Genomic DNA, 24,227 nt, shown 5'->3' on the forward strand with positions numbered 1-24,227 from the left:
CCTGTGGGGGGTGGCGGCCTCGGCCGTTGCCGTGGCAGCACTGCCGCGGCAACCTCCGGGACACCGCCGAGGGTAGGCCTGCGAGCGGTTGCCGCTCCCGGTCACCGGTCTCCGCGCTTGGCGACCGACGTCTTCCCGGCCTCCGGCCGACCGTTGTTCCCCGGGTCGCCGGCCGTTCCCTCGTTGCCGGCCGTTCCCTCGTTGCCGGCCGTTCCGGTGTTGTCGGCCGTTCCGGTGTTGCCCGCCGTTTCGGCGTTTCCGGTGTTCCCCGGGTTTCCGGTGCTCCCCGCGCTGTCGCTGTTCCCCGGGTTTCCGGCGGCCGGGTCCGTGCCGTCGCCGCTCTTGCCCTGACCGCTGTCTCCGCCGCTGTTCCCGGGGGGCGAGGTGGCCGACGCGGTACGGGCCGCGCAGTAGGCGGTCACGTTCTCCTCGCCGCCCGCGGCGGTGACCAGGCGCTGCCACGCCGTGGCCTCCAGCGCCCTGCCCCGGCCCGCGGCCTGGTCGTAGGCGCGGCACCGGGCCTCGGTGTCCTGGGCGGACGGCGGCCGGTCCTGGTCGGCGGAGGCGCCGGACGGGAGGGTGGGCGCGGGCTCGGCGCGCCGGCCGTCGGGCGTGCTCGCCGACGGAGTCCGGCGTCCGGCGTCCTCGGCGGTGTCCGCCGAGGAGCCGGCCGAGCCGATCGCGGCGACCGCGACACCACCGACGGTGAGGCTTGCCAGGAGTACGGAGAACGTGGCCTTCAACGAGCGGACGGTGTGCCGCTGCGCGCGGGGCCGCCAGTCGTCCCGCCGCCGGGTGCGGGCCCGCTGCGCGTCGGCGTCCCGCGCGGCCCGGAAGGCCTCGACCGCCTGCCGTTCGCGCTCGGGACCGCCGTCCGTCTGCCGCAGGGCGCGCGCGAGCAGCGCCTCCACCCGGAGGTGACCGTCCGTGTCGGGTACGGAGCGGGCGGAGTGTGCGTGTCGGCGGTGGACGTCCCCGCCGCCGCTCATCCGTTCACCCATGTCCGCTTCCGCCTGTCGCGCTTGTTCGATCTCTTCCGCCGGGAACGTCCGCCGCCCCTGATCCATACGGGCCGCGATCGCCACCGTTCATTTCGACTCCCCCAGCGTCCGGGAGTCGTCATCCGTCACACCTTCGACGCCGAGCTGGCGCGCGAGCCGCTTCAGCCCCCGGTGGGCGGCGGTACGGACCGCGCCGGGACGCTTGCCGAGGACGCGGGCCGCCGCGGGTCCGTCCAGGCCGACGACGACTCTCAGCAGTACGGCCTCGGCCTGGTCGGGCGGCAGCCCGCGCACCAGCTCCAGGGCCCGTTCGGTGGACAGCGCCTCCACGACCTGCTCGTGGGTGTTGTGCGGGCCGGGCAGGTCGAGCATGTCCTGTTCGAGCGCCGCCGACCGGGGCCGTACCCGCAGCCTGCGCAGGTGGTCCAGGGCCCGGTGCCGGGCGATGGTCGCCGTCCAGCCCCGGAATCCCGCCCCGTCGCCCTTGAACCGTCCGAGGTCGCGGGCGATCTCCAGCCAGGCGTCGGAGGCGACGTCCTCGGCGTCCTCGCCGACGATGCCGCGCAGATAGCCGAGCAGACCCGGCTGCACGATCCGGTACGCGACCGCGAACGCCGACTCGTCGCCGTCCTGGGCTCGCGCTACCGCCGCGCCCAGTTCCCCGTCGTACGCCTGCGCGCGCCGGGGTTCCCCTCCCTGGCCCAAGACTGTCCTCGTTCGTGCGGAGTTCGTGGCGGGTGCGTGGCGAACGCGCCGTGCACACGTCCCGGCCGCGTCCTCGCCCCCACGGTCATCAGCGTCAGGCCTCACAGAAGTGTCACAGGACACCGCCGGCACCGGCTCGGTCGCCCCCGCGGGACCGTGCCGGCACCGGCGGCGCGTCCCTGGGTCAGGCCGCCGCCCCCCTGACCGGCGTACCCCTGCCCGGGGACCGCCGGGCCCTGCCGTGCAGGGTCAGGTAGAAGGTGTGCAGGGATTCGTCGGCGCCGCCCGCCTCGAAGCGGTTGACGACCTTGCCGAGGGGGTTCCAGACGCGTCCGTCCGGCATGCGCACCCCGACGGACTGGCCGAACCAGGCCCGCTGCCGGTCGTCGAGGTCGACCCATTCGGCGCCCGCCCGACGGACCAGGACCTCCCCCACGTACGCCCCGAGTTCGACCAGCGTGTCGTGCGCCCGCTCCCGGTCCGCGCCGCCCTTGCGCAGGCCGTCGACCAGGAAGTCGACGACGCGCAGGCTGGCCACGGAGTAGTCCAGCGGCAGCCGGCCGCGTGCGCCGACGCGCGCGACGAATCCGGCCGCGCACGCTCTCATCCCGCCCTCGCCGTCCATGGGTTCCGTCCCCTCCCCTCGGGTGGGGGGACCGCCGAGCCAGGTCCCCCGCCTGCCCCAGCGGATCGGACCCCGAAAGCATCACGCGCACCGACTGTGCCAGTGGTCACAGCGGGACGGGGAGAGGCCCGGTGGCACGGGGAGCCGGGGTCCCCGCAGGCCCCGGGCGTGGGTCGTCGTGAGCGGGGACGACGGAACCCGGACGACGCCGGGCACCCCGGCGGCCGGCCGCCCGACGGGAGGCTCCTGAAGCACTGACCGTCTCCTCACCGGGCGCGGTCAGCCCGTCGCGTCCCGGCACAGCAGGCGCAGGGAGCCGTGGCCGGCGAAGCAGCGGCGGGCCTCGTCGACCGGTCCCACAGCCGGCCGTCGGGGGTGCGGACCCAGTGGTCGCCGCCCGTCGACCACCACTCGCCGCCGGTCTCGCGGACGATCACCTCACCGCCGTACGCCCCGAGCCCGCGCAGCACGTTCTCCACGGCGCCGTACGGCGTGTCCTCGCGGCGCAGCTCGTCGATCACCCGGTCGACGCGCCACAGGCTCTGCGCCGAGTAGTCGAGGGGCAGCCGCGCGCCCTCGCGCAGGGCGGTCACGGCGTCCGCCGCCCACCGCGCCGGTCTCGCGGCGGCGGAGGGCCTGCCGCCGGGCTGGGTCTGCCCCGGCGCCGGGGGCTCCGTCGCGGCGTCCGCCGCTCCTCGCGTCACATTCCACGTCACATACGGAACAGCGAGGTCGGCGCGGTTTCCGTCACGCCGTTCGGGGCTGTTCCCGGGACCGGCGCACGACCGCCCCACCTTCCCCGCAGGACGGTCACCGGAGTGACACTTCCGCCCTCCGGTGCGCTGTCGGGCCGGGTGGAGATCCTGGGCGGAGCAGTAGCCGTTCGCGCCCCCACCGCGGCCCGGACGACCCGCGTCCGGCCTCCTCGCGGACCCCGACCTCGACGGCCCGTGGCGCCCGGTCCGCCCGAGCCGTTCCCCGCCCCGGCGGCGTGGGCCGAGGAGGCACACACCCGCGCCGCCCCGCCCACGCCGCGCCCACACCGCCCTCCCGCGCGACGCGACCGCGCGATACCGCGACGCCGTGGTCGAGTGGCCGCACAAGTGCGTCACCCCTCCGATCGACCCGCCGGGGTCACTTCCGCCCGCGCGCCCTGCGGGACACCACCGCCCGGAGCACCCGGCGCCCCTCGACGGACACCTCCAGCGCCCGGCGCAGCCCGCCCGCGCCGTGCTCGGCGAGGACCTCCAGGACGGTGATCTGACGGCGCAGTTCCGCGGCGGCCAGCGGCGGCATGGCCTCCGTACGGCCCGCGCGGCGGGAGTCCAGCGTGGCGGGGTCGTCGGCGGGGTCGAGGAGCCGGTGGATCTGGAGCGAGGCGACCGAGCAGGCGTCCGCCCAGACGCGGACCTGCGTGCCGGTGCGTTCGGCGGGGGCGGCCGCCAGCATCCGCCGGGCGAGCAGAACGGCCTCGTCGTCACCGTCGGCCTCGCTGTCACCGTCGGCCTCGCTGTCGCCCAGCTTGCCGCGTATCCGGTCCAGGATCCCGCCCCAGTCGGCCGTGTCGGACGCCTCCGTGAGGTTGCCCCACAGCGGGCGCAGGATCTCGTCGTCGCCCCCGAGGAGAGGCACGCATCGATCCAAACAAGCCAGTCCGCTCGCGGCCAGACCGCGTTCGTCGGCCTGGGCGATGAGGTCCACCAGGCTCATTCACGTCTCCCTGTCCAGGGCACCACCCTTACGGAGCCCGCACTTCCCCTTACTGCGTGCGACAGCCGAGGAGTGTCACAGGGGGCGGGAGGAGATGTTTTCGGCCAGGCCGCTCAAGGGCTCAGCCCAGGCGGTCGGCGAGCGCCTTGAACTGCGTCCAGGACAGCTCCGGCGCACCGGGGTCCCACAGCTTCTGCACGGTCGCCCGCAGCGGCATCCTGATGCCGGCCGCGACCTGGTCCTGGGTCTGCGAGTTCGCCAGGTCGCACCAGACGGCGAAGGTCCCGCCGAGGATCTGGCCGTCGTAGCGCGCGGGCACCGGCGTCGTGCCGCGCAGCACGCGCGGGGTCCACTGCTCGTAGATCCGCTGCCCGGTCGGGTAGACGAAGGTCTGCGGCTGTCCGAGGACGTAGTAGAGGTACTCGTCGTTGTAGTTGACGACCTCGCGGCCCGCGCTCAGGTAGTCGGTGGGCGGGCGCGCGCCGATCTCCTTGCCGGTCCAGTAGGCGACCTGGAGGGCGGCGTCGGCCTTCACGGACGTGCCCTTGAAGAAGCCGTCGTTCCAGGCCCGCACGGTGCGGTCGTGGGTGCGGACGGTGTCGGCGCGGTCGTCGAGCCAGCCGGTCGCGAGGTCGGCGACGGTCGCGCCGGAGCCGTACCGCTCCCGCGCGGCGGCGGCCAGCTGCGGGTAGGAGGCCTCCGGGTCGGAGACGGTCAGGGCCTGGTACTCGTCGCCGCCCAGGTGCCACTGCCCGCCGGGGAACAGCTCGGCGTACTCGTCGAGGAGGTCGTCGAGGAGGGCCGCGGAGGCGTCCTTGGAGATGTCGATCGCCCCGCGCGTGGCGACACCGCTCGCGTTGCGCAGTTGGAGTTCGGGGTGGGCGGCGAGGACGGCGCCCAGGTGCCCGGGCGAGTCGATCTCGGGCACGACCGTGATGTGCCGGCTCTCCGCCAGGTCGACGATCTTCCTGACCTGCGCCTTGGTCAGGTGCTGCCGGGAGACGATCTCGGGGTGGGTGTCGGACTCGATCCGGAAGGCCTGGTCGTCGGAGAAGTGCAGGCCTATCTCGTTGAACTTCAGGTCCCCCAGCTCCCGCACCCGGGCCTCGATCCACCCGGCCGTGAAGTTCTTGCGCGCGATGTCCAGCATGAACCCGCGCCGCGGCTTGGCCGGCTCGTCGCGCACGACTCCCTCCGGTGCCGTACCGCCGCCGCGCACCTCCTGCTTCAGGGTCCGCGTGCCGTAGAACACGCCCGCGTCGGTCGGCCCGCTGACGGTCACCCGTCCGCCGCGCACGGTCATGGTGTACGACTCCGGGTTCGCGCCCTCGTCGTCGTTGAGCGCCAGCCGCAGGTCGCCGGCGCGCACGTCGTCCCGCTCGCCCGCGTACGTCATCCCCAGCTCACCGGCGACCAGCCGGCCCTCGTCGGCGAGGTCCGCGTCGCTCACCACGACCCGCCGCTCGGCGGCCGGCCGCCAGCCGGGGCCGCGCGCCGGGATGTGCGCACGGACGGCGGGAATCGTCCGGGGGGCCTTGGAGAGGGCGTACGACCGGGTGGGGGTCGGGCTCGCGCCCGACGCCGGACGGGGCGGGATCGCCGCTCACCCCGCCGGACGTACCGGCGGCCCGGTCCGCCGCCGATCCCGCGGGCGACCCACCGCCGCCGTCCCCGGAGGCCCAGACGCCCACCCCCGCCCCGAGCACGACGACGAGGCCGCCGGCCAGGAGCGCCCGCCGTACGGCCTTGTCCTGCGGCCTCTTCTCCGGCGCGCGGCGCCGATGCCTGTGCCTGCTCACCCCGCCAACCTACGACCCTGGTCCGGCCGGGGCGCGCCGAAGGGGGCCGTCACCGGTTCCGAAACTCTCCCGTGCGGGTGAAATTCGGGCATCCGTCGGACACGCCATGACCACTCTCGATAACGTGATGTCACACCCTTCACTGCATCCCCTGCCACACCACACGTGACGCGAGGATCCACGCTGCCTGCGCACCGTCTCTCCGACCTTCCGGACCGGGTCGCCATACCGACCCTGCCGGAACAGCCCCGCACCCCTCCGCCGGCCTCCACCGCGCTGGAAGGGTTCAACGGCGCGCCCGAGGCCGAGGCGCACCGCACCCTCCTCGGCTGCCTCCGCAGCCTCCGCTGGGCGCACCGCCTCGCGGCCCACCGCCCCTACCCCACCCTCGACGCCCTCCTGGCCGCGTCGACGAGGCGGCGTACGACCTGACGGCGGGGGACCTGACGGAGGCACTGGCCGCCGAGTCCCAGCCGTCGCTGCCCGAGGACGCGTACGGCGCGGCCCACACGGCGCTCGGCGCGGCCCACGCGGCCTACGAGGCGCGCTTCGGCCACACGTTCGTCATCTGCCTGGACGGCGTACCCCCGGACGAGACCCTGGACTACGTCCTGGAAGCCATCCGGTCACGGTTGACGAACGATCCGGAGGAGGAGCGGGTGGTGACGGCGGAGGAACTCCGCCGCCTCGCCAGGCAACGGCTGTCCGAGTCGCTCTGAGGGGCACGGGGCCGCGACATCTGCGGCACCTCACCCCATATGCCGCAATCCTCACCCATACGCGTGCCAGTTTGATCACACCGGTAGGCCCCCCGTAAGCCGAGCGCCAGCGCGTCGCTACGATGCTGGGGGCCGGTGGACCGTACCCGGCCGGCCCGTCCGACGCCGAAGCCGGCAGGCCCCAATCCCCGCTCCCGGAGGGTTCTTCCGTGCCGGCTGGAACGCTGTACCGCGGCCGGGAAGGAATGTGGTCCTGGGTGGCTCATCGAGTCACCGGCGTCCTCATCTTCTTCTTCCTGTTCGTACACGTGCTGGACACCGCACTCGTGCGTGTCTCCCCCGAGGACTACGACAAGGTCGTAGCCACCTACAAGACCCCGATCGTCGCCGTGCTTGAGTACGGCCTGGTGGCCGCCATCCTCTTCCACGCGCTGAACGGTCTGCGCGTCATCGCCGTCGACTTCTGGTCGAAGGGCCCGCGCTACCAGAAGCAGATGCTCTGGACCGTCGTCGGCATCTGGGTCGTGCTGATGATCGGGGCGATCTACCCCGTTCTCGGCCACGCCGCTCGTGAAGTGTTCGGGAGCTGAGACAGATGGCCACCACTGAAACCACCGCGTCCGGGATCGGCCCCGTCGAGGGCGCTTCCCAGTACAGCGTCGACAATCCGGCGCCCCTGATCGAGGCTCCGCGTCAGCGGACCAAGAAGTCCCCGAAGTCGACCCGGGGCAACTTCGAGATGGCCGCCTGGCTGTTCATGCGCCTCTCCGGCGTGGTGCTGGTCGTCCTGGTCATCGGTCACCTGCTGATCCAGCTGGTGCTGGACGGCGGCGTCTCCAAGATCGGCTTCGCCTTCGTGGCCGGCCGCTGGGCCTCGCCGTTCTGGCAGGTCTGGGACCTGCTGATGCTGTGGCTGGCGATGCTGCACGGCGCCAACGGCCTGCGCACGGTCATCAACGACTACGCGGAGCGCGCGAACACCCGACTGTGGCTGAAGGGCCTGCTCTACACCGCCACGGTGTTCACCATCCTGCTGGGCACGCTGGTGATCTTCACCTTCGACCCGAACATCCGCTAGGCACGGGGCTGAGGTAATCCACTCATGAAGATCCACAAGTACGACACCGTCATCGTCGGCGCCGGCGGCGCCGGTATGCGCGCCGCCATCGAGTCGACGAAGCGCAGCCGCACCGCGGTCCTGACGAAGCTCTACCCCACCCGCTCCCACACGGGCGCGGCGCAGGGCGGCATGGCCGCCGCGCTGGCCAACGTGGAGGAGGACAACTGGGAGTGGCACACCTTCGACACGATCAAGGGCGGCGACTACCTGGTCGACCAGGACGCCGCCGAGATCCTGGCGAAGGAGGCCATCGACTCCGTCCTCGACCTGGAGAAGATGGGCCTGCCGTTCAACCGGACCCCGAACGGCACGATCGACCAGCGCCGCTTCGGCGGTCACAGCCGCAACCACGGCGAGGCCCCGGTCCGCCGGTCCTGCTACGCGGCCGACCGCACCGGCCACATGATCCTCCAGACGCTGTACCAGAACTGCGTGAAGGAGGGCGTGGAGTTCTTCAACGAGTTCTACGTCCTGGACCAGCTGATCAGCGAGGTCGACGGCGTCAAGAAGTCGGCCGGCGTCGTGGCGTACGAGCTGGCCACCGGCGAGATCCACGTCTTCCAGGCGAAGGCCGTGATCTACGCCTCGGGCGGCACCGGCAAGTTCTTCAAGGTGACGTCCAACGCGCACACGCTGACGGGTGACGGGCAGGCGGCGGTCTACCGTCGCGGCATCCCGCTGGAGGACATGGAGTTCTTCCAGTTCCACCCGACCGGCATCTGGCGCATGGGCATCCTGCTGACGGAGGGCGCCCGCGGTGAGGGCGGCATCCTCCGCAACAAGGACGGCGAGCGCTTCATGGAGAAGTACGCGCCCGTCATGAAGGATCTGGCGTCGCGTGACGTCGTGTCCCGGTCCATCTACACGGAGATCCGTGAGGGCCGCGGCTGCGGTCCCGAGGGCGACCACGTCTACCTCGACCTCACGCACCTCCCGCCGGAGCAGCTCGACGCGAAGCTGCCGGACATCACCGAGTTCGCGCGCACCTACCTCGGTATCGAGCCGTACACGGACCCGATCCCGATCCAGCCCACCGCGCACTACGCCATGGGCGGCATCCCGACGAACGTCGCGGGTGAGGTGCTGGCCGACAACACCACGGTGGTGCCCGGTCTGTACGCCGCCGGTGAGGTCGCCTGCGTGTCCGTGCACGGCGCCAACCGGCTGGGCACGAACTCGCTGCTGGACATCAACGTGTTCGGCAAGCGCGCGGGCATCGCCGCCGCCGAGTACTCCCAGAAGGCCGACTTCGTCGAGCTGCCGGAGGACCCCGCGTCCCTGGTCGTCGCGCAGATCGAGCGGCTGCGCAACTCGACGGGCACCGAGCGGGTGTCGACGATCCGCCGCGAGCTGCAGGAGACCATGGACGCCAACGTCATGGTGTTCCGCACCGAGCAGACGATCAAGACGGCGGTCGAGAAGATCGCCGAGCTGCGCGAGCGCTACCTGAACGTCTCGGTCCAGGACAAGGGCAAGCGGTTCAACACCGACCTGCTGGAGGCCGTCGAGCTGGGCAACCTGCTCGACCTGGCCGAGGTCATGGCCGTGTCCGCCCTCGCCCGCAAGGAGTCCCGCGGCGGTCACTACCGCGAGGACTACCCGAACCGCGACGACGTCAACTTCATGCGCCACACCATGGCGTACCGCGAGGTGGGCGACGACGGCACCGAGTCCATCCGTCTCGACTACAAGCCGGTCGTCCAGACCCGCTACCAGCCGATGGAGCGTAAGTACTGATGGCTACCCCTGTTCTGGACAAGGCGGACTCGGCCCCCGAGCCCGGTTTCGCCGACTCCCCCTACATCACGGTCACCTTCCGGATCCGCCGGTTCAACCCGGAGATCTCGGCCGAGGCGTTCTGGGACGACTTCCAGGTGGAGATCGACCCCAAGGAGCGCGTCCTCGACGCCCTCCACAAGATCAAGTGGGAGCTGGACGGCAGCCTGACCTTCCGCCGTTCCTGCGCCCACGGCATCTGCGGTTCCGACGCGATGCGGATCAACGGCAAGAACCGCCTCGCCTGCAAGACGCTGATCAAGGACATCAACCCCGCCAAGCCGATCACGGTCGAGGCCATAAAGGGCCTCACGGTCCTGAAGGACCTCGTGGTCGACATGGACCCGTTCTTCCAGGCGTACCGCGACGTCATGCCCTTCCTCATCACGAAGGACACCAACGAGCCGACCCGTGAGCGGCTCCAGACGGCCGAGGACCGCGAGCGCTTCGACGACACCACGAAGTGCATCCTGTGCGCCGCGTGCACGTCCTCGTGCCCGGTGTTCTGGAACGACGGGCAGTACTTCGGCCCGGCGGCCATCGTCAACGCGCACCGTTTCATCTTCGACTCGCGCGACGAGGCCGGCGAGCAGCGTCTGGAGATCCTGAACGACCGTGACGGCGTGTGGCGTTGCCGTACGACGTTCAACTGCACGGACGCGTGCCCGCGTGGCATCGAGATCACCAAGGCGATCCAGGAAGTGAAGCGGGCGCTGATCACCCGCCGCTACTGATCACTGATCCCGGCGCAACGCCGAGGGCCCCGCTCCATGCAGGAGCGGGGCCCTCGGCGTTGGGCGGGCGGGATCAGCCGCGCAGGACGCGGCCCTGGGCGTCGGTACGGTCGTTGCTCGTCAGGAACAGGATGCCGTCGATCAGCGCCCAGATGCCGAGGCCACCACAGGTGAGGAGCTGGGCGACGCCCACGCCGACGGAGCCGACGTAGAAGCGGCCGATGCCGAGGGTGCCCAGGAAGAGCTGGAGGATGCCCGCGACGATCTTCGACTTGTCGGAGTACGGACGGCCCATCGGGTCGACACCGTAGGGGGCTTCGGGAGTGGGGACGGTCATGAGAACTGCTCCTGGATTGCTTCGTGTTCAGGCGTTCCCGGAGCTGGTTGCTCCGGAACGGGGAGTCCGGGAGGGATGCGAGTTCTACATACGCCGAGCTTGCGCCGACCGTGCGTCGACCACGTCCGCGCACGCCTTTCGGCCGTGCGGACGTCCCCCCTGTCAGCCGTGAGCCTAGATAAGGCGAAGGTAAGAAAGGGAGTGGGCGCGAACGATCGTTCCTATTCCGTGATCAAGTACGGCCGATCACCGGGTACCCGACGGGGTTTGCGCACCGGCGTGCGGGCCACGCGGATGGTGCGGGCGGGCTCCGGCGGGGCGCTCCGGAAGACGTCGCTCCAGAAGTCGTTCTAGAAGACGTTGCGCACGACGGTCCACGTCACGGCGAGCCCCAGGATCGCGGCCTGGGAGCGCTTGCCGAGGGCGGGGCGCCAGCGGCGGCCGTGCAGCCCTTCCCACACCCAGCGGCCCAACAGCGCGAGCGCGAAGGGCGAGGCGAGGAGCAGGGCGCGGTTGTCCAGCCAGGCGGCGCCGAGATGACCGTGCATCAGGTCGTACGTCATGCGCGTGCCGCCGCACGCGGGGCACAGGAGGCCGGTGACGAAGCGGAACGGGCACTGGGGCAGCAGATGGCCGGGCTCGTGAGGGTCGGTGCCGTAGAGGTGGGCCGAGCCGGCCAGACCGGCGGCGAGCACCGCGAGGGGTGCCGCCGCCGGGTGTCGCAGGAGGGAGCCGGGCTCCCCGCCCACCACGTCAGCCACGCAGGATCCGGCCCTGGGCGTCGGTCTTGTCGTTGCTGGTGAGCAGGATGATGCCGTCGATCAGCGCCCAGATGCCGAGGCCGCCGCAGGTGAACAGCTGGGCGAGGCCCATGCCGACGTGGCCGATGTAGAAGCGGCCCACCCCGAAGGTGCCGAGGAACAGCTGGAGAATGCCGGCGACGATCTTCGACTTGTCGGAGATCGGCCGGCCGTAGGGGTCGTAGCCGTAGGGGGCGTTGGGGTCGCCGGTGTAGGCGCCGGGCGGGACGGCGCCGGGGGGCGGGTAGCCGCCCTGCTGGTAGCCCTGCTGCTGGTAGCCGGCCTGCTGGTAGCCCTGCTGCGGGGCGCCGTAGGGGCCGGGCTGACCGGGCTGGCCGCCGTAGGGCTGCTGGCCGGCGTTGGGGTAGCCGTAGCCGGGCTGGGGCGGCTGCTGGGGCTGCTGCGGCTGTTCGGACAAGGTGACCCCCGAGGCGGTTCGGTGTGAGCGGACGAAGTGAGTTCACGTCATCTTGCACGAAGATTCCGCCGCCGGTGAAGCCAGGTCCGGGCAAGGAGCGGGCGAGCGACGGGCGAGGGCGGGCCGAGGCCGCCACGAGGCCGGTGCTCCGCACGGTTGTTCCCGGGGCACGGTCGTCGGCAATCACCGGTTTTCACCCACCACACACTTATTCTGACGGTATGTCAGATGACGAGTCCTACGAACTGCTCGGGTTCGACAACGTCCTGCTGCCCGTCGGCGACCTCGGCGAGGCCGTGAGGTTCTACGAGCGGGCCGGGTTCGCGGTGGCGTTCCGGTTCGACGACGCCGGGATCGCGTTGCTGAAGGTCGGGGGCGAGACGCCCGGCATCCTGCTGCGCGTGGAGGAGGGGCTGGGGCACCGGCCGCCGCCGTGGCCCTCCCCGCGCGTCTGGCTGGAGGTGCCGGACGCGCGCGTGGCGGCCCGCGCGCTGGCGGACGCCGGGATCGCGACCCTGGACGCGCCGTTCCCGGAGGCCACCGGCTGGACCGTGGAGGTCGCCGACCCCTGGGGGAACGTCCTGGGCTTCACGGACTACTCCAAGCGGCCGGAGCTGGGCCGAAGGATGTGAGGCGGGGAGGGGGCACGGGGTCGGGGTGTGACGCAGGCCCCTTTCCCTGCACCCGCAGGTTGGTTGAACGCGTTCAAAAGCAGGACTACAGTCTCCCCTGTCAACGTTTTTGAACACGTTCAGAAGGGGGAGGCGCATGGACCGCACGGTCGTCGCCTACGTCATCTACCTGGTCGTCAGCATCGCCCTGACCATCTGGGTCGCCCGCACCCTCAGCAGCAACGGACGGGTCTTCCTGGCCGACGTGCTGCACGGGAACGAGAAGCTCGCCGAAGCCGTCAACCATCTGCTGGTCGTCGGCTTCTACCTGGTCAATCTCGGTTTCGTCGCCCTGTACCTCAGCGGTGACGAGACCATCGGGAACACCCGCGGCATCTTCGAGGCCCTCTCGACCAAGCTGGGCGTCGTCCTGCTGGTCCTCGGGGTGATGCACCTGGGCAACGTGTACGTGCTCAACCGCATCCGGCGGCGCGGGCTCATGGAGCGCGAGCAGGTGCCGCCCGTCGCGCCGCAGGGCTGGGTCGCCCCCTCGGCCGGGGCCTGAGCCATGACCGCCCGACAGGCCCCCGCCGAGGCCACCGGGGCCACCGCCGACCGGGGCGCCGCGCGCGTCCCGGTCCGCCGACTCACCGTCCTGTACGACCCCGGCTGCCCCCTGTGCGCCTTCCTCGGCGACTGGCTGCGCCGCCGGCCGCAACTGGTGCCGCTGGAGCTGGTCCCCGTGGGCTCCGCCGAGGCGGCCCGCCGCTTCCCCGGCCTGGACCACCGCGCCACCCTCGACGAGATCACCGTCGTCGGCGACGCCGGCCAGGTCTACCGCTCCACGGCCGCCTGGATCGTCGTCCTGTGGGCCCTGCGCGAGCACCGGCCCCTCGCCCACCGCCTGAGCACCCCCTCCGGCGCCACGCTCGCCAGGGGGGCCGTCCTCGCCGCCGCCAAGTGGCGCGGGACCCAGCAGCACCGCGGCGGACGGGGTGGGACGGGGTACCGCCGGGTCGACGGATGGGCGTACGACCCGGCGCGGGGCCGGGTCCACACCTCCCCCGGCTGTGACGACGGCTCCTGCCGCACTGGTTAGGCTCTCTTCCCGTGCCCGCGAACAACGACGCCCCGACGGGGCCGCTCCCCCGACCCGGTCCTCCGAGGCCGCCGTTCCGACCAAGTCGGAGCAGACCCGCGCGCTGATCCTGGAGACGGCGATGCGGCTGTTCCAGGAGCGCGGCTACGACAGGACGACGATGCGGGCCATCGCCAAGGAGGCCGGGGTCTCCGTCGGCAACGCCTACTACTACTTCGCCGGCAAGGAGCACCTGATCCAGGGCTTCTACGACCGGCTCGCCGCCGAGCACCGGGCGGCGATCACGGAGCTGCTGGAGCGGGAGACCGGCCTGGAGGCACGGCTGGCGGGCGTGCTGCGGATCTGGCTGGACGTGGCCACGCCCTACCACGAGTTCGCGGTGCAGTTCTTCAAGAACGCCGCCGACCCGGACAGCCCGCTCAGCCCCTTCTCCCCGGAGTCGGAGCACGCGCGCGAGGAGGCCGTCAACGTGCACAGGGAGGTGCTGGCCGGGTCGAAGGCGAAGGTGCCGGAGGAACTGCGTCAGGTGCTGCCCGAGTTGATGTGGCTCTCCCAGATGGGGCTCGTCCTGTACTGGATCTTCGACCGCACGGAGGGCCGCGAGCGCAGCTACCGGCTCGCGGAGCGGGGCGCCCGACTCACCGCGCGCGGTGTGGCGCTGGCCCGCTTCCGGGTGCTGCGGCCGCTCGTCCACGAGGTGCACGAGCTGTTCACGGACTTCCTGCCCGGCATGACGAAGGCCCTGCCGGACCCGGCGAGGAAGCAGCCGCAGGGCCCGGCCGACCCGGACGAGTAGCGCGCGTCAGCGCGGCGCGTCCACCTCCCCCTGCTCCAGCTCCACGTCGACGACCAGCGGTTCGGACCCGACCACCAGCTGCCGGGCGCGCGAGGCGTACGAGCGTGCGTCGTCGCCAGCAGATACGTCGCCCGCGCGGACCGAGACGATGTAGGAGCCGTCGGCGAGGGAGGTGACCCGGTCCAGCCGGCGTCCCCCCTTGGACATCAGGGTGACCGCCGCGCCCTCGACGGGATCGCCCGCCGGGTCGCGCACGTAGCCGTGGACGGCCGAGGCGGGACCGTCGGTCACCGGTGCCGTCTCCTCGGCCTCCTCGCGCGGTTCCACCGCCAGGTGCGGCAGCCGCTTCTCCAGCCAGGCGGGCAGCCACCAGTTGGACGTGCCGAGCAGATGCATAGCGGCCGGGACCAGGGCCGTACGCAGGATGAACGCGTCCAGGGCGACCGCCGCCGCCAGGCCCACGCCCGCCATCGCGGCACCCGCGTCCCCGCTCAGGACGAACGCGAGGAACACACAGACCATGATCAGGGCCGCGGAGTTGATGACCCGGCTGGTCTCGGCCAGGCCGACGCGCACCGCGCGGGCGTTGTCGCGCGTGTGCACCCATTCCTCGTGCATCCGGCTGACCAGGAACACCTGGTAGTCCATCGACAGACCGAACAGCAGGGACAGCATGATCACCGGCAGGAAGGCGTTGATCGGGCCCTCCTTGCCGAGGCCGAGCAGATCCAGGCCCCAGCCCCACTGGAAGACCGCGACGAGCACGCCGAAGGAGGCCGCCGCCGCGACCAGGTTCATCAGGGCCGCCGTCAGCGGCACCACCAGGGAGCGGAAGGCGACCAGCAGGAGCAGGAAGCCCAGGCCGATGATGGTCGCCACGAACAGGGGCAGACGGTCCCCGGTGACGGTCGCGAAGTCCTTGGAGACCGCGGTGACCCCGCCGACGTGCGCCTCCGCCCCGGCGCCCGGGATCACCTCGCCGCGCAACCGGTCGATGAGCGCGTCCGTCTCCTCCGACTGCGGTGAGGTCGTGGGGATCACCTGGACGACGGTGACGCCCTGGGCGGGCGGCAGCGCGGTGACCCGGGCGACCCCCTCGGTGCCCTCGATGTCCTTGACGAGAGCAGTGGTGTCGCCGTCCGACACCACCACCTGGAGCGGGCCGTTGAAGCCCGGTCCGAAGCCCTCGGCGAGCAGGTCGTAGGCCTGCCGGGTGGTCGTGGTGGTGTCGTCGTTGCCCTGGTCGGTGGCGCCCAGCCGCAGCGAGAGCACCGGCAGGGCGAGGACGGCCATGACCGCCAGGGCGAGCACGGCGATCCGCCACGGCCGCCGCTGCACGCCCGCCGACCAGCGCAGGGCGAGCCCCGTCGCCTTCTCCGGCTCGGGGCCGGTCGTGGCGAGCGTGCGCCGCTGCCTGCGGCTGAGCACGCGCGGGCCGAGGAAACCGAGCAGTGCCGGGAGCAGCGTCGTGGCGGCCAGGACGCTGAGGACGACCGTGAGGGAGGTGCCGATGACGACGCCGTCCAGGAAGCGCAGGTTCGTCACCAGCATCCCGGCGAGCGCGATGCACACGGTGCCGCCCGCGAACAGCACGGCCCGGCCCGAGGTGTTGAGGGCGGTGACCGTCGATTCCTCCGGGTCCATGCCGCTCAGCACGCCCTTGCGGTGCCGGGTGACGATGAACAGGGCGTAGTCGATGCCGACGCCCAGGCCGATCAGGGTGGACAGCAGCGGGGCCAGGTCGGGGATGTCGGTGACATGGCTGAGCAGTTGGGTGGAGAACATGCCGGTGCCGACGCCGAAGACGGCCACGCCGATCGGCAGCAGCATCGCGAACAGCGAGCCGAAGGCGAGGAACAGCACGACGGCCGCGGCGGCGATGCCGACCATCTCGGCGAGGCCGGTGGGCGGCTCCTGCACCCGCTGGACGGCCTGGCCGCCCAGCTCGACGTCCAGGCCGTCCTGCCGCGCCTGACGCGCGGTGTCGACGACGTCCTCGACGAGTTCCTTGGGCACGGCGTTCGCCTGGTCGGTGAAGGTGACCTGGGCGTAAGCGATCCGCCCGTCCCGGCTGATCTGGCCCGCGCCCTCGGCGCCCGCGTACGGGCCGGTGACGCCGCCGACGCCCTTCATGCCGGCGATCTTCTCCAGCGCGGGCTGGATCCGGGACCGCACCTCCTCGTCCCGGACCGAGCCCTCGTCCGTCTTCCAGACGACCGTGTCGGTGTCGCCCGCGCGCGCGGGGAACGCCTTCTCCATCAGGTCGTACGCCTTCTTGGAATCCGTGTCGGGGAGGGAGAAGACGTTCGCGTAGTCCGTGCCCGCGGACGAGGCCGAGAAGCCGAGTCCGAACAACGCCCCCACCCACAGCAACAGGACCACCAGCCGGTGCCGATAGCACCATCGCGCCAATGCCGCCACGCTCGCTCCTTCGTCGTCGGTCGGTCCCCCAGGTCCTGCGCAACAGGATCGGGGCCGCCGCCCGCGCGCGGCGGGAAACCGCGATGACTCTCAAGAAACTCCAAAGCGGGAACCGGCCCCGTTCCCGGCGGCCCCGCCGATACTGGGGGCATGACGACGGCTCCCGGCACCGTGCTGGTCGTGGAGGACGAACCGAGCATCGCGGACGTCCTCTCCATCGCCCTGCGCTTCCACCGCTTCGAGGTCATGACCGCGGGCACCGTCCGCGAGGCCCTCGCTCTCACCGGCCGTGTCAGGCCCGACGTGGCACTGCTCGACGTGATGCTGCCGGACGGCGACGGGCGGGCCCTGGGGCGGGAACTGCGTGAGCGGCGACCGGACCTGGCCCTCGTCTTCCTCACCGCGCGGGACGCGCCCGCGGAGATCGTCGGCGCCCTCGGCTTCGGCGACGACTACATCACCAAGCCCTTCGACATCGACGTGGTCGTCGCCCGCATCACGGCCGTCCTGCGCCGCACCCTCCCCCACGCTCGAACCCGCTCGCGCGGGGGGACCCCCATCGCCGACGTCCTCCCGCGGCGCCCACCACTGCGCTACGGCGACCTGGAGCTGGACGAGGCCACCTACTCGGCGCACCGCGCGGGCCGCACCGTCGAGCTGACCCCCACCGAGTACGCCCTGCTGCGCTTCCTGGTGCGCAACGGCGGCCGGATCGTGCCCAAGGAGCAACTCCTGCGCCACGTCTGGCAGTACGAGCACACCCCGCCCGAGTCGACCGTCGTCGAGACCTACATCAGCTATCTGCGGCGGAAGCTGGACGCGCTCGGACCACCCCTGATCACCACCCGACGGGGCGTCGGATACGGGCTGGCGTGAAACGGCTGCACCGGCGTGGCATGCACTCCCTGCGCGTGAAGCTGACGGCGGCCAACGTGGTGCTGCTCGCGCTCGGCATCGCCGCCGCGACCGCCTTCAGCCTGATGGGCATGCGGCACTACCTGCTGGACCAGGCCGACTCCGAACTGACCAAGACCCGCGCCTCGCTGAGCAGGTCCGGACTCACCCTGCGGCAGATCGACTCGCTGAGCGTGCTGGGCTTCGTGCGGGAGCGGCTGGTGCCCGCGCGGTCCGGGGAACTGCCCACGCCGGACACCGTCTTCGCCGCCGTCGGCCGCGACGGAAAGGCGGTGGCCGTCTTCGGCGTCGAGCCGACCGACGCCCAGACCGGGCTGGCAGCGGCGGTCGACGACCCCGCAGCCCTCGCCCGCGACGCGGACCCGCACGACGTCACCGTGCACGGGGCCGCCTACCGGGCGACCGCCACGCGGCTCCCCGACGGCAGCCACATCCTGCTGGCCACCTCCACCGACGCCCTGCACAAGGGCATGCTCAAGGCGCTCAAGCTCGACCTCGCCGTGGGCACCCTGCTGCTGGCACTGCTCGCCTGCCTGACGCTGTTCAGCGTGCGGCGGCGGATGCGGCCACTGGAGGACATGGTGGAGACCTCCTCGGCGATCGCCGAGGGCGACCTGACCCGGCGCGTGCCCTCGCGGCACGACCCCACCCAGGAGGTCGAGCAACTGCGACTGGCGCTGAACTCGATGCTCCACCAGGTCGAGACGGCGTACCGCACGCGCGAGCGCAGCGCGGCCCAGCTGCGCCGGTTCGTCGCCGACGCCTCGCACGAGCTGCGCACCCCGCTGTCCGCGATCCGCGGCTATCTCCAGCTGTACGACCAGGGGATGCTGCGCGACCCGGCGGAGCGGCGGCGCGCCTGGGACCGGATGAACGGCGAGGTGGACCGCATGGGCCGACTCGTGGACGAACTGCTCACCCTGGCCCGCCTCGACCAGCGGCCCGAGCTGCGGCTGCGCACCGTCGACGTGAGCCGACTGGTGCGGGACGCGGCGGAGGATCTGCGGGCCCAGCAGCCGGACCGGCCGGTCACGGTCGACGCGGAGGGCGCGGTGCTGGTGCGGGCCGACGAGTCGGGGCTGCGCCAGGTCCTCGGCAACCTCCTGGCCAACGTGCGCACGCACACGCCCGCCGACGTGCCGGTCCGGCTGGCGGTGGAGCGCGCCGACGACGCCGTGGAACTGTCGGTGCGGGACAAGGGGCCGGGACTGGCCGCGGAGGACGCGGCGCGGGTCTTCGACCGCTTCTTCCGCGCGGGCGGCGGCGCGGGCAGCGGTCTCGGGCTGGCGATCGTGCAGGGCGTGGTGGACGCCCACGGCGGCGAGGTGAGCGTCCGCACAGCATTGGGCGAGGGCCTGACCGTGACGGTACGGCTCCCGACCCGGCTCAGATCCGGATGAGCCGCACGGGGCGGAACATGGCGCCGCCCGTCCGCACAGCACCGGGCGAGAGCTTCACGGCGACGGCACGGCTGCCAGCCCGGCTCAGGTCCCGTTGAGCCACCACAACCCCAACCCGCCGACACGTTCCGCACAGCACCCGGCGAGAACCTGACGGTGACGGCACGGCTCCCGGCGGCTCAGATCCGGATGAGCCGCCACAGGCGGAGCACGGCGCCGCCGTCCGCCGGACACCAGCGTCGCCGACGTCCACGTCGGTGCTTCTCAGGCCTGCTTCGACGCCAGTTCGATGACGGTGATGTCCGACGGGGCACCCACGCGCGTGGGCGGGCCCCAGGCTCCGGCGCCGCGCGAGACGTACAGCTGGGTGTCGCCGTAGCGCTCCAGGCCCGCGACGGTCGGTTCGCGGCCGCGGCCAGGAGGTTGCCGGGCCAGAGCTGGCCGCCGTGGGTGTGGCCGGAGAGCTGGAGGTCGACGCCGTGCTCGACGGCGTCGTCGATCTGCACGGGCTGGTGGGCGAGGAGCACGCACGCGCGTGCCGTGTCCCGGCCGCCGAGCGCCTTGGTGAAGTCGGGGCCCTGGCCCTCGCTCTCGCCCGAGATGTCGTTGACGCCGGCCAGGTCGAACCACGGCAGTTCGGTCCGCGCGTTCTCCAGGGGGAGCAGGCCGAGCCGCCGTACCTCGGCGACCCATTCCTGCGCGCCGGAGAAGTACTCGTGGTTGCCGGTGACGAAGTAGCTGCCGTGACGCGCCTGCAACTGCGCGAGGGGCGCCGCCGCCGGGCCGAGGTCCTTCACGCTGCCGTCGACCAGGTCGCCGACGACCGCGATCAGGTCGGGCTGCGTGCCGTTGATCGTGTCGACGACCTTCTGCGCGAAGCCGCGGCCGAGGACGGGGCCCAGGTGGATGTCGCTGACGACGGCGATCCGGTAGCCGTGCGCCCGGCGCGGCAGCCTGGCCAGGGGGACGGTGACCCGCTTCACCTGAGGGCCGCGCAGTACGCCGTAGGTGCCGTAGCCGACGGTCCCGGCGGCTGCCACGGCCGCGGCGCCGCCGATGACCCGGGAGACGAACAGACGGCGGGAGGGTGCGGCGAGGAGCACGGAGCCGCTGCCCTCCGGGGCGTCGGGCGGCGCGGGCCTCCCGCTCGCCCGGGAGGACGACGGCACGGTCTCCGTCTCCTCGTGGCGGGCGTCCACCGGCCGCGCCACCGGCACCTCGGCGGGTGCCCGCCGCTCCAGCAGGCGCCGCAGCAGCGGCCGTACGGCCTCGCCCGCCAGGACCGCCAGCAGCAGGTAGACCGACAGGGCCAGCCACAGGAAGCCGGGCCAGGCCAGGACGCGCTGGAGCCAGAAGGGGGCGCCGGTGCGCTCGGCGACCAGCGCGCCCACGGCGAGGGCCCAGCCGCCCGCGATCAGCACCGCGCCGCCGCGCCGGACCCAGCCGGTGGCGCGCGTCGTGTCGCGGAACAGGCGGCGCCACAGGTACCAGTTGGCCCCGACCAGGACGGCCAGGGCGATCAGCACGAAAAGGATGGCCACGGTTGTCGTATCCCCGCTGTGGTCTTCGGCGTCGGGCTATGAGGTTCGGCGCAGGGCGCGCAGTCCGCGCAACCCGATGCCCCCGACGACCGTCCCCAGTACGAAGGAGACGACGGCGAGCGTCAGATGGACCCAGAAGTAGGCCGTGGGATCGCCGTCGTCGAACGCGAGCCCGCTGCCGTCCTTGACCAGGTTTTTGACGAAAGTGACCCAGATGATCCAGCTCCAGACCCCGAAGGCGAGAAGGAACCAGGACACCGGGCGGCTGAGCTTCATGCGTTCAGTATCGCCGCCCGGTGTCCGGTTCCATGAGGGGGGTGGGGAGGGGGGCGGGACTTCCCGTCGTCTGCCAGGTACTTTCTCCGTCGTGCCCGCACCCTTGAAGCAGACCGCCAGGCGAACCCTGCTGGTCACCTCCGCGACCCTCGCGTCCCTCGCGCTGACCGCGCCCGTGTCCCTGGCGCGCCGACCCCGACGCCGGCCCCGTCGCCCTCGGCCCCGGTCTCCGGTTCGCCGTCCCCCTCCGGATCGCCGTCGGCCTCCGGTTCGCCGTCGGCTTCGGCTTCGGCTTCGACCAGTCCGTCGGCCACTCCCCCGGCGAAGATGTCCTCGCTGGGCGGTGCCCGCCTCGGGCAGGCCGGGACGCAGGTCCAGCTCACCGGCGGCGCGCCGGTCCTGCCCAAGGACATCAGCGCGCGGTCCTGGATCGTCGCGGACGCCCAGTCCGGCGAGGTGCTCGCCGCGCACAACGCGCACTGGCGGCTGCCCCCGGCGAGCACCTTGAAGATGCTCTTCGCGGACACCCTCCTGCCGAAGTTCCCCAGGACCACGCAGTACAAGGTCGAGCGGGAGGACCTGGAGGACCTGGGCGCCGGGTCCAGCCTCGTCGGGATAAAGGAGGGCGAGACCTACTCGGTCCACGACCTGTGGCTCGGTGTCTTCCTGCGCTCGGGCAACGACGCCGTGCACGTCCTGTCGTCGATGAACGGCGGCGTCGCGGAGACGGTCAGGCAGATGAACGAGCACGCCGAGGAGCTCCAGGCCCTCGACACCACCGTGGTCTCCCCCGACGGCTACGACGCTCCCCACCAGGTCTCCTCGGCGTACGACCTGACGCTGATCGCCCGCTCCGGGCTCCAGAAGAAGGACTTCCGGGAGTACTGCTCGACGCTGACCGCGAAGTTCCCGGGTGCCACGACGAAGAACAAGAAGGGCAGGACGGTCCGCGAGACCTTCGAGATCCAGAACACCAACCGGCTGCTGACCGGCGACTACGACATCAGCCAGTACCAGGGCATCGCGGGCGTGAAGAACGGCAACACCACCAACGCGGGCGCCACCTTCACCGGCGTCGCCGAGCGCGCCGGGCGGGTGCTGCTCGTCACGGTGATGAACCCGGGCAAGGACGACCACAACGAGGTCTACAAGGAGACCGCCGCCCTCTTCGACTGGGGCTTCCAGGCGGCCGGCAAGGTGACGCCGGTGGGCGAGCTGGTCCCGCCGAAGGGTGCCGCGCAGGCCGGCGCGCAGCCCGGCGGGAACTCCGGTGAGGGCGGGGAGGCCGGCGGCGTCGGCAACGTCTCCGAGAAGCCGGTGGCGGGCGCGGTCGCCGAGAACGGCTCCGGTGGCGTCGGGATCGCCATGGCGATCACCGGCGGGGTGATCGCGCTGCTCGCCGGTGCCGCGTTCCTGGTCAACCGCCGCTGGCCGCTGCCGGACCTGGTGCGCCGCCGCCGCTGACCCCGTCCGGGGCGGCGCCGGGACCGGTGCCCGTCTCCGTGCCGCTCTCCCTGCCGGTTTCCGCGGCGGTGTCGGTGTCGGCGGTCTGCGTCGCCGTCCACGCGGCGCAGAACAGGACCAGTTTCGCGGTGAAGTTGATCCACAGCAGCAGGGCGATGGGCACGCCGAACGCGCCGTACATGCTCTTCGTGGCCACGCCCTGCATATAGCCGCTGAGCAGCAGCTTCAGCAGTTCGAAGCCGACCGCTCCGGTCAGCGCCGCCACGATCAGGCGGCGGCGCGGCGGCTCGACGCCCGGCAGCAGGGTCAGGACGTACAGCAGGAGCAGGAAGTCCGCGAGGACGGCGACGAGGAAGGCGGCGACCCGCAGCAGGATGCCGCCCCAGCCGGATTCGTCGATGCCGGCCTGCTCGGTGATCCAGCCGACCATCGCGGAGGCGACGGTGGAGATGGCGAGGGTGGCGAGGACGGCACCGCCGAGGCCGAGGAGGATGCCCAGGTCCTTGGCCTTGCGCAGGACCGGGTTCTCCTCCTCGACGGGCAGTTCCCACACCGCGCGCAGGCACTCGCGCGTCGAACCGGCCCAGCCGACGCCGGTGAACAGCAGGGCGACACCGGCGATGAGGCCGATGGTGCCGGCGTTCTGCACCAGGTCGTCGATGTTCAACCGGTCGGAGATGCCGGGCACCTGGTCGGTGATCTTGTCCTGGAGTTCCTGCTGCCGCTCGGTGCCGAGGGTGGCGGCGCCGATCGTGGCGGCCACGGTGAGCAGCGGGAAGAGGGCGACGAAGCTGGTGAACGTCATCGCGGCGGCCAGCATCGTCCACTGCACCCGGTCCAGCCGCTCGTACGACCGCCAGGCGTGCGTGGCCATCAGCCGCGCGATCCACGGCCCGATCCCGGGGAGCTTTTTCAGCCAGTCCATGATCCGACTCTGCCCTCGTGAGATCCGCGCGGTACTCCCGCCGAGCACCGTGTCGGTCCGTCCACCCGGGAACCGTCTACCCCGGATCCGGACGAGGGTGACCGGCGACGGGACCGCGGGTCACCAATTGGCCACCGCCAGACCGTACATGGCGAGCCAGGCCAGGCCGATGAGCGACAGGGCGCGGTCGCCGAGGACGACCTCCTCGGGTTCGCCCGCGGTCCCGCGGTCGGCGAAGACGGCGTAGCGCAGGACGGCCAGGATGAAGGCGACCACGGACAGCTGGCGCCAGGGCAGCACGCTGGTGTGCGGGACGCCGCCCTCCCCCAGGGCCCACAGGCAGTAGCCGAGCACGGCGACGCCGGCCGCGAGCTGCCAGACGAAGCGCAGGTAGCCGGTGGTGTACTCGGTGAGCAGCGCGCGCGTGGCACCCGCCGTCCCGGCCATCTGGACGGCCTCGGAGTAGCGCTTGGCCGACACCATGAACAGCGCCCCGAACCCGGTGGTGATCAGGAACCAACGCGACAGCGGGATGCCGAGCGCGAGTCCGCCGACCATGGCCCGCATCAGGAACCCGGTGGTGACGACGACGAGGTCGACGACGAGGACGTGCTTCAGGCTGACGCAGTACGCCAGTTGCATGACCAGGTAGGCGGTCAGGAGTACGGCGACGGCGGGTGCGGTCAGCCAGGCCGCGGTGGCCGGCGCGATGACCGCGAGGGCCCCTCCGACGGCGTACGCGACAGGCACCGGGACCTGGCCGGCGGCGACCGGGCGGTGCCGCTTGGTGGGGTGGGCGCGGTCGGCCTCGGCGTCGCGGGCGTCGTTGACCAGGTAGACGGCGGCGGCGCAGGCGGTGAACAGGGCGAGGACGAGGGCGAGTTCGGTGAGGGCGTGGACGGTGAACAGTTGCCCGGCCGCGGCGGGGGCGGCGATCACGAGGAGGTTCTTGACCCACTGCTTGGGGCGGGCGGTGCGCAGGAGGCCGGCCAGCAGGGAGCGGGGCGGCGGGGCGGAGTCGGTGCCGGCCTCGGC

At 72.2% G+C, this 24,227-nt stretch carries 22 protein-coding genes and 4 pseudogenes; 12 read left to right on the top strand and 14 right to left on the bottom strand.

The genetic code is table 11. The annotated features are described in order from the left end of the window. Positions 1-101: 101 nt before the first annotated feature. From BM536_RS30885 to BM536_RS30910, 6 genes and pseudogenes are all read right to left on the bottom strand, one after another. Positions 102-1,001: a hypothetical protein gene (locus BM536_RS30885; RefSeq protein ID WP_211362982.1), complete on the bottom strand. Its 900-nt coding sequence runs from the start codon at positions 999-1,001 to the stop codon at positions 102-104. A gap of 87 nt (positions 1,002-1,088) precedes the next feature. Beyond that, positions 1,089-1,706, bottom strand: coding sequence for an RNA polymerase sigma factor (locus BM536_RS30890; protein ID WP_073495395.1), 618 nt, complete (start codon positions 1,704-1,706; stop codon positions 1,089-1,091). 184 nt (positions 1,707-1,890) lie between these two features. Further along, on the bottom strand, positions 1,891-2,331 hold the full coding sequence (locus BM536_RS30895; protein WP_245873883.1) for a hypothetical protein: 441 nt from the start codon (positions 2,329-2,331) through the stop codon (positions 1,891-1,893). A gap of 279 nt (positions 2,332-2,610) precedes the next feature. After that, positions 2,611-2,924: pseudogene (locus tag BM536_RS30900) on the bottom strand (hypothetical protein). A gap of 541 nt (positions 2,925-3,465) precedes the next feature. Beyond that, positions 3,466-4,041, bottom strand: a complete 576-nt coding sequence (locus BM536_RS30905; RefSeq protein WP_073495392.1) for a hypothetical protein — start codon at positions 4,039-4,041, stop codon at positions 3,466-3,468. A gap of 121 nt (positions 4,042-4,162) precedes the next feature. Beyond that, a pseudogene (locus tag BM536_RS30910) lies at positions 4,163-5,768 on the bottom strand (beta-N-acetylhexosaminidase). A gap of 237 nt (positions 5,769-6,005) precedes the next feature. On the opposite strand from BM536_RS30910, the pseudogene BM536_RS30915 reads away from it, so the two are divergent. The 5 genes and pseudogenes from BM536_RS30915 to BM536_RS30935 all read left to right on the top strand — a co-directional run bounded on the left by BM536_RS30915 (position 6,006) and on the right by BM536_RS30935 (position 10,189). Then, positions 6,006-6,559, top strand: a pseudogene (locus BM536_RS30915) (2-oxo-4-hydroxy-4-carboxy-5-ureidoimidazoline decarboxylase). 209 nt (positions 6,560-6,768) lie between these two features. Continuing rightward, on the top strand, positions 6,769-7,149 hold the full coding sequence (sdhC, locus tag BM536_RS30920) for a succinate dehydrogenase, cytochrome b556 subunit (protein WP_073495389.1): 381 nt from the start codon (positions 6,769-6,771) through the stop codon (positions 7,147-7,149). A gap of 5 nt (positions 7,150-7,154) precedes the next feature. Further along, a complete protein-coding gene (locus tag BM536_RS30925) occupies positions 7,155-7,637 on the top strand; it encodes a succinate dehydrogenase hydrophobic membrane anchor subunit (protein WP_073495386.1) in 483 nt (160 codons plus the stop codon). A 24-nt stretch (positions 7,638-7,661) separates the two neighbouring features. Then, on the top strand, positions 7,662-9,416 hold the full coding sequence (gene sdhA / locus BM536_RS30930) for a succinate dehydrogenase flavoprotein subunit (protein WP_073495383.1): 1,755 nt from the start codon (positions 7,662-7,664) through the stop codon (positions 9,414-9,416). After that, on the top strand, positions 9,416-10,189 hold the full coding sequence (locus tag BM536_RS30935) for a succinate dehydrogenase iron-sulfur subunit (RefSeq protein ID WP_073495380.1): 774 nt from the start codon (positions 9,416-9,418) through the stop codon (positions 10,187-10,189). Before sdhA ends, BM536_RS30935 begins: the two co-directional genes overlap by 1 nt. Positions 10,190-10,262: 73 nt before the next feature. Here BM536_RS30935 and BM536_RS30940 read toward each other — a convergent pair whose 3' ends face one another. The 3 genes from BM536_RS30940 to BM536_RS30950 all read right to left on the bottom strand — a co-directional run bounded on the left by BM536_RS30940 (position 10,263) and on the right by BM536_RS30950 (position 11,744). Next, positions 10,263-10,526 (bottom strand): TM2 domain-containing protein, encoded by a 264-nt coding sequence (locus tag BM536_RS30940; protein WP_073495377.1) that lies wholly within the window; start codon positions 10,524-10,526, stop codon positions 10,263-10,265. A 350-nt stretch (positions 10,527-10,876) separates the two neighbouring features. Continuing rightward, on the bottom strand, positions 10,877-11,287 hold the full coding sequence (locus tag BM536_RS30945) for a DUF2752 domain-containing protein (protein WP_245873884.1): 411 nt from the start codon (positions 11,285-11,287) through the stop codon (positions 10,877-10,879). Then, positions 11,280-11,744, bottom strand: a complete 465-nt coding sequence (locus tag BM536_RS30950; RefSeq protein WP_094103770.1) for a TM2 domain-containing protein — start codon at positions 11,742-11,744, stop codon at positions 11,280-11,282. The genes BM536_RS30945 and BM536_RS30950 overlap by 8 nt, the downstream gene beginning before the upstream one ends. A 221-nt stretch (positions 11,745-11,965) precedes the next feature. Between BM536_RS30950 and BM536_RS30955 the strand changes: the two genes are divergently transcribed. From BM536_RS30955 to BM536_RS30970, 4 genes are all read left to right on the top strand, one after another. After that, the gene (locus tag BM536_RS30955; protein WP_094103771.1) at positions 11,966-12,376 is read left to right on the top strand and encodes a VOC family protein; all 411 of its coding nucleotides are present in this window, start codon (positions 11,966-11,968) and stop codon (positions 12,374-12,376) included. A gap of 136 nt (positions 12,377-12,512) precedes the next feature. Beyond that, positions 12,513-12,920: a hypothetical protein gene (locus BM536_RS30960; RefSeq protein ID WP_073495374.1), complete on the top strand. Its 408-nt coding sequence runs from the start codon at positions 12,513-12,515 to the stop codon at positions 12,918-12,920. Positions 12,921-12,923: 3 nt separating this feature from the next. Beyond that, positions 12,924-13,454, top strand: a complete 531-nt coding sequence (locus BM536_RS30965; RefSeq protein ID WP_073495371.1) for a thiol-disulfide oxidoreductase DCC family protein — start codon at positions 12,924-12,926, stop codon at positions 13,452-13,454. After that, positions 13,351-14,250, top strand: a complete 900-nt coding sequence (locus BM536_RS30970) for a TetR/AcrR family transcriptional regulator (protein ID WP_425444701.1) — start codon at positions 13,351-13,353, stop codon at positions 14,248-14,250. The genes BM536_RS30965 and BM536_RS30970 overlap by 104 nt, the downstream gene beginning before the upstream one ends. Positions 14,251-14,256: 6 nt before the next feature. Here the strand turns inward: BM536_RS30970 and BM536_RS30975 are convergent, their stop codons facing one another. After that, positions 14,257-16,662 (bottom strand): MMPL family transporter, encoded by a 2,406-nt coding sequence (locus tag BM536_RS30975; protein ID WP_094103772.1) that lies wholly within the window; start codon positions 16,660-16,662, stop codon positions 14,257-14,259. 159 nt (positions 16,663-16,821) lie between these two features. On the opposite strand from BM536_RS30975, the gene BM536_RS30980 reads away from it, so the two are divergent. Both BM536_RS30980 and BM536_RS30985 read left to right on the top strand, forming a co-directional pair. After that, positions 16,822-17,547, top strand: a complete 726-nt coding sequence (locus BM536_RS30980) for a response regulator transcription factor (RefSeq protein ID WP_073495368.1) — start codon at positions 16,822-16,824, stop codon at positions 17,545-17,547. A gap of 20 nt (positions 17,548-17,567) precedes the next feature. Beyond that, on the top strand, positions 17,568-18,986 hold the full coding sequence (locus tag BM536_RS30985) for a sensor histidine kinase (protein ID WP_073495406.1): 1,419 nt from the start codon (positions 17,568-17,570) through the stop codon (positions 18,984-18,986). A gap of 179 nt (positions 18,987-19,165) precedes the next feature. Here BM536_RS30985 and BM536_RS30990 read toward each other — a convergent pair whose 3' ends face one another. Both BM536_RS30990 and BM536_RS41925 read right to left on the bottom strand, forming a co-directional pair. After that, complete coding sequence (locus BM536_RS30990) at positions 19,166-20,527, bottom strand: metallophosphoesterase (RefSeq protein ID WP_425444702.1); 1,362 nt, start codon at positions 20,525-20,527, stop codon at positions 19,166-19,168. A gap of 36 nt (positions 20,528-20,563) precedes the next feature. Next, positions 20,564-20,803 carry an SCO4848 family membrane protein gene (locus BM536_RS41925; protein ID WP_073495365.1) on the bottom strand — a complete coding sequence of 80 codons (240 nt, stop codon included), beginning with the start codon at positions 20,801-20,803 and terminating at the stop codon, positions 20,564-20,566. Positions 20,804-20,894: 91 nt separating this feature from the next. On the opposite strand from BM536_RS41925, the pseudogene BM536_RS31000 reads away from it, so the two are divergent. Continuing rightward, positions 20,895-22,267, top strand: a pseudogene (locus BM536_RS31000) (D-alanyl-D-alanine carboxypeptidase family protein). Here BM536_RS31000 and BM536_RS31005 read toward each other — a convergent pair. Both BM536_RS31005 and BM536_RS31010 read right to left on the bottom strand, forming a co-directional pair. Next, positions 22,221-23,192 (bottom strand): YihY/virulence factor BrkB family protein, encoded by a 972-nt coding sequence (locus BM536_RS31005; protein WP_073495363.1) that lies wholly within the window; start codon positions 23,190-23,192, stop codon positions 22,221-22,223. The pseudogene BM536_RS31000 and the gene BM536_RS31005 sit on opposite strands and share 47 nt — an antisense overlap. A gap of 120 nt (positions 23,193-23,312) precedes the next feature. Then, positions 23,313-24,227: decaprenyl-phosphate phosphoribosyltransferase (locus BM536_RS31010; protein ID WP_094103774.1), on the bottom strand; the 915-nt coding region annotated here is incomplete at its 5' end.

Origin of the sequence: Streptomyces phaeoluteigriseus (assembly GCF_001896135.2) — a bacterium.
Lineage (GTDB): Bacteria > Actinomycetota > Actinomycetes > Streptomycetales > Streptomycetaceae > Streptomyces > Streptomyces phaeoluteigriseus.

Coding starts and splice junctions, on each gene's coding strand:
- BM536_RS30985 (WP_073495406.1), top strand. CDS start 17,568: ATGCACTCCCTGCGCGTGAAGCTGACGGCGGCCAACGTGGTGCTGCTC.
- sdhA (WP_073495383.1), top strand. CDS start 7,662: ATGAAGATCCACAAGTACGACACCGTCATCGTCGGCGCCGGCGGCGCC.
- BM536_RS30905 (WP_073495392.1), bottom strand. CDS start 4,041: ATGAGCCTGGTGGACCTCATCGCCCAGGCCGACGAACGCGGTCTGGCC.
- BM536_RS30940 (WP_073495377.1), bottom strand. CDS start 10,526: ATGACCGTCCCCACTCCCGAAGCCCCCTACGGTGTCGACCCGATGGGC.
- BM536_RS30965 (WP_073495371.1), top strand. CDS start 12,924: ATGACCGCCCGACAGGCCCCCGCCGAGGCCACCGGGGCCACCGCCGAC.
- BM536_RS30925 (WP_073495386.1), top strand. CDS start 7,155: ATGGCCACCACTGAAACCACCGCGTCCGGGATCGGCCCCGTCGAGGGC.
- BM536_RS30885 (WP_211362982.1), bottom strand. CDS start 1,001: ATGGGTGAACGGATGAGCGGCGGCGGGGACGTCCACCGCCGACACGCA.
- BM536_RS41925 (WP_073495365.1), bottom strand. CDS start 20,803: ATGAAGCTCAGCCGCCCGGTGTCCTGGTTCCTTCTCGCCTTCGGGGTC.
- BM536_RS30955 (WP_094103771.1), top strand. CDS start 11,966: ATGTCAGATGACGAGTCCTACGAACTGCTCGGGTTCGACAACGTCCTG.
- BM536_RS30980 (WP_073495368.1), top strand. CDS start 16,822: ATGACGACGGCTCCCGGCACCGTGCTGGTCGTGGAGGACGAACCGAGC.
- BM536_RS30960 (WP_073495374.1), top strand. CDS start 12,513: ATGGACCGCACGGTCGTCGCCTACGTCATCTACCTGGTCGTCAGCATC.
- BM536_RS30895 (WP_245873883.1), bottom strand. CDS start 2,331: ATGGACGGCGAGGGCGGGATGAGAGCGTGCGCGGCCGGATTCGTCGCG.
- BM536_RS31005 (WP_073495363.1), bottom strand. CDS start 23,192: ATGGACTGGCTGAAAAAGCTCCCCGGGATCGGGCCGTGGATCGCGCGG.
- BM536_RS30935 (WP_073495380.1), top strand. CDS start 9,416: ATGGCTACCCCTGTTCTGGACAAGGCGGACTCGGCCCCCGAGCCCGGT.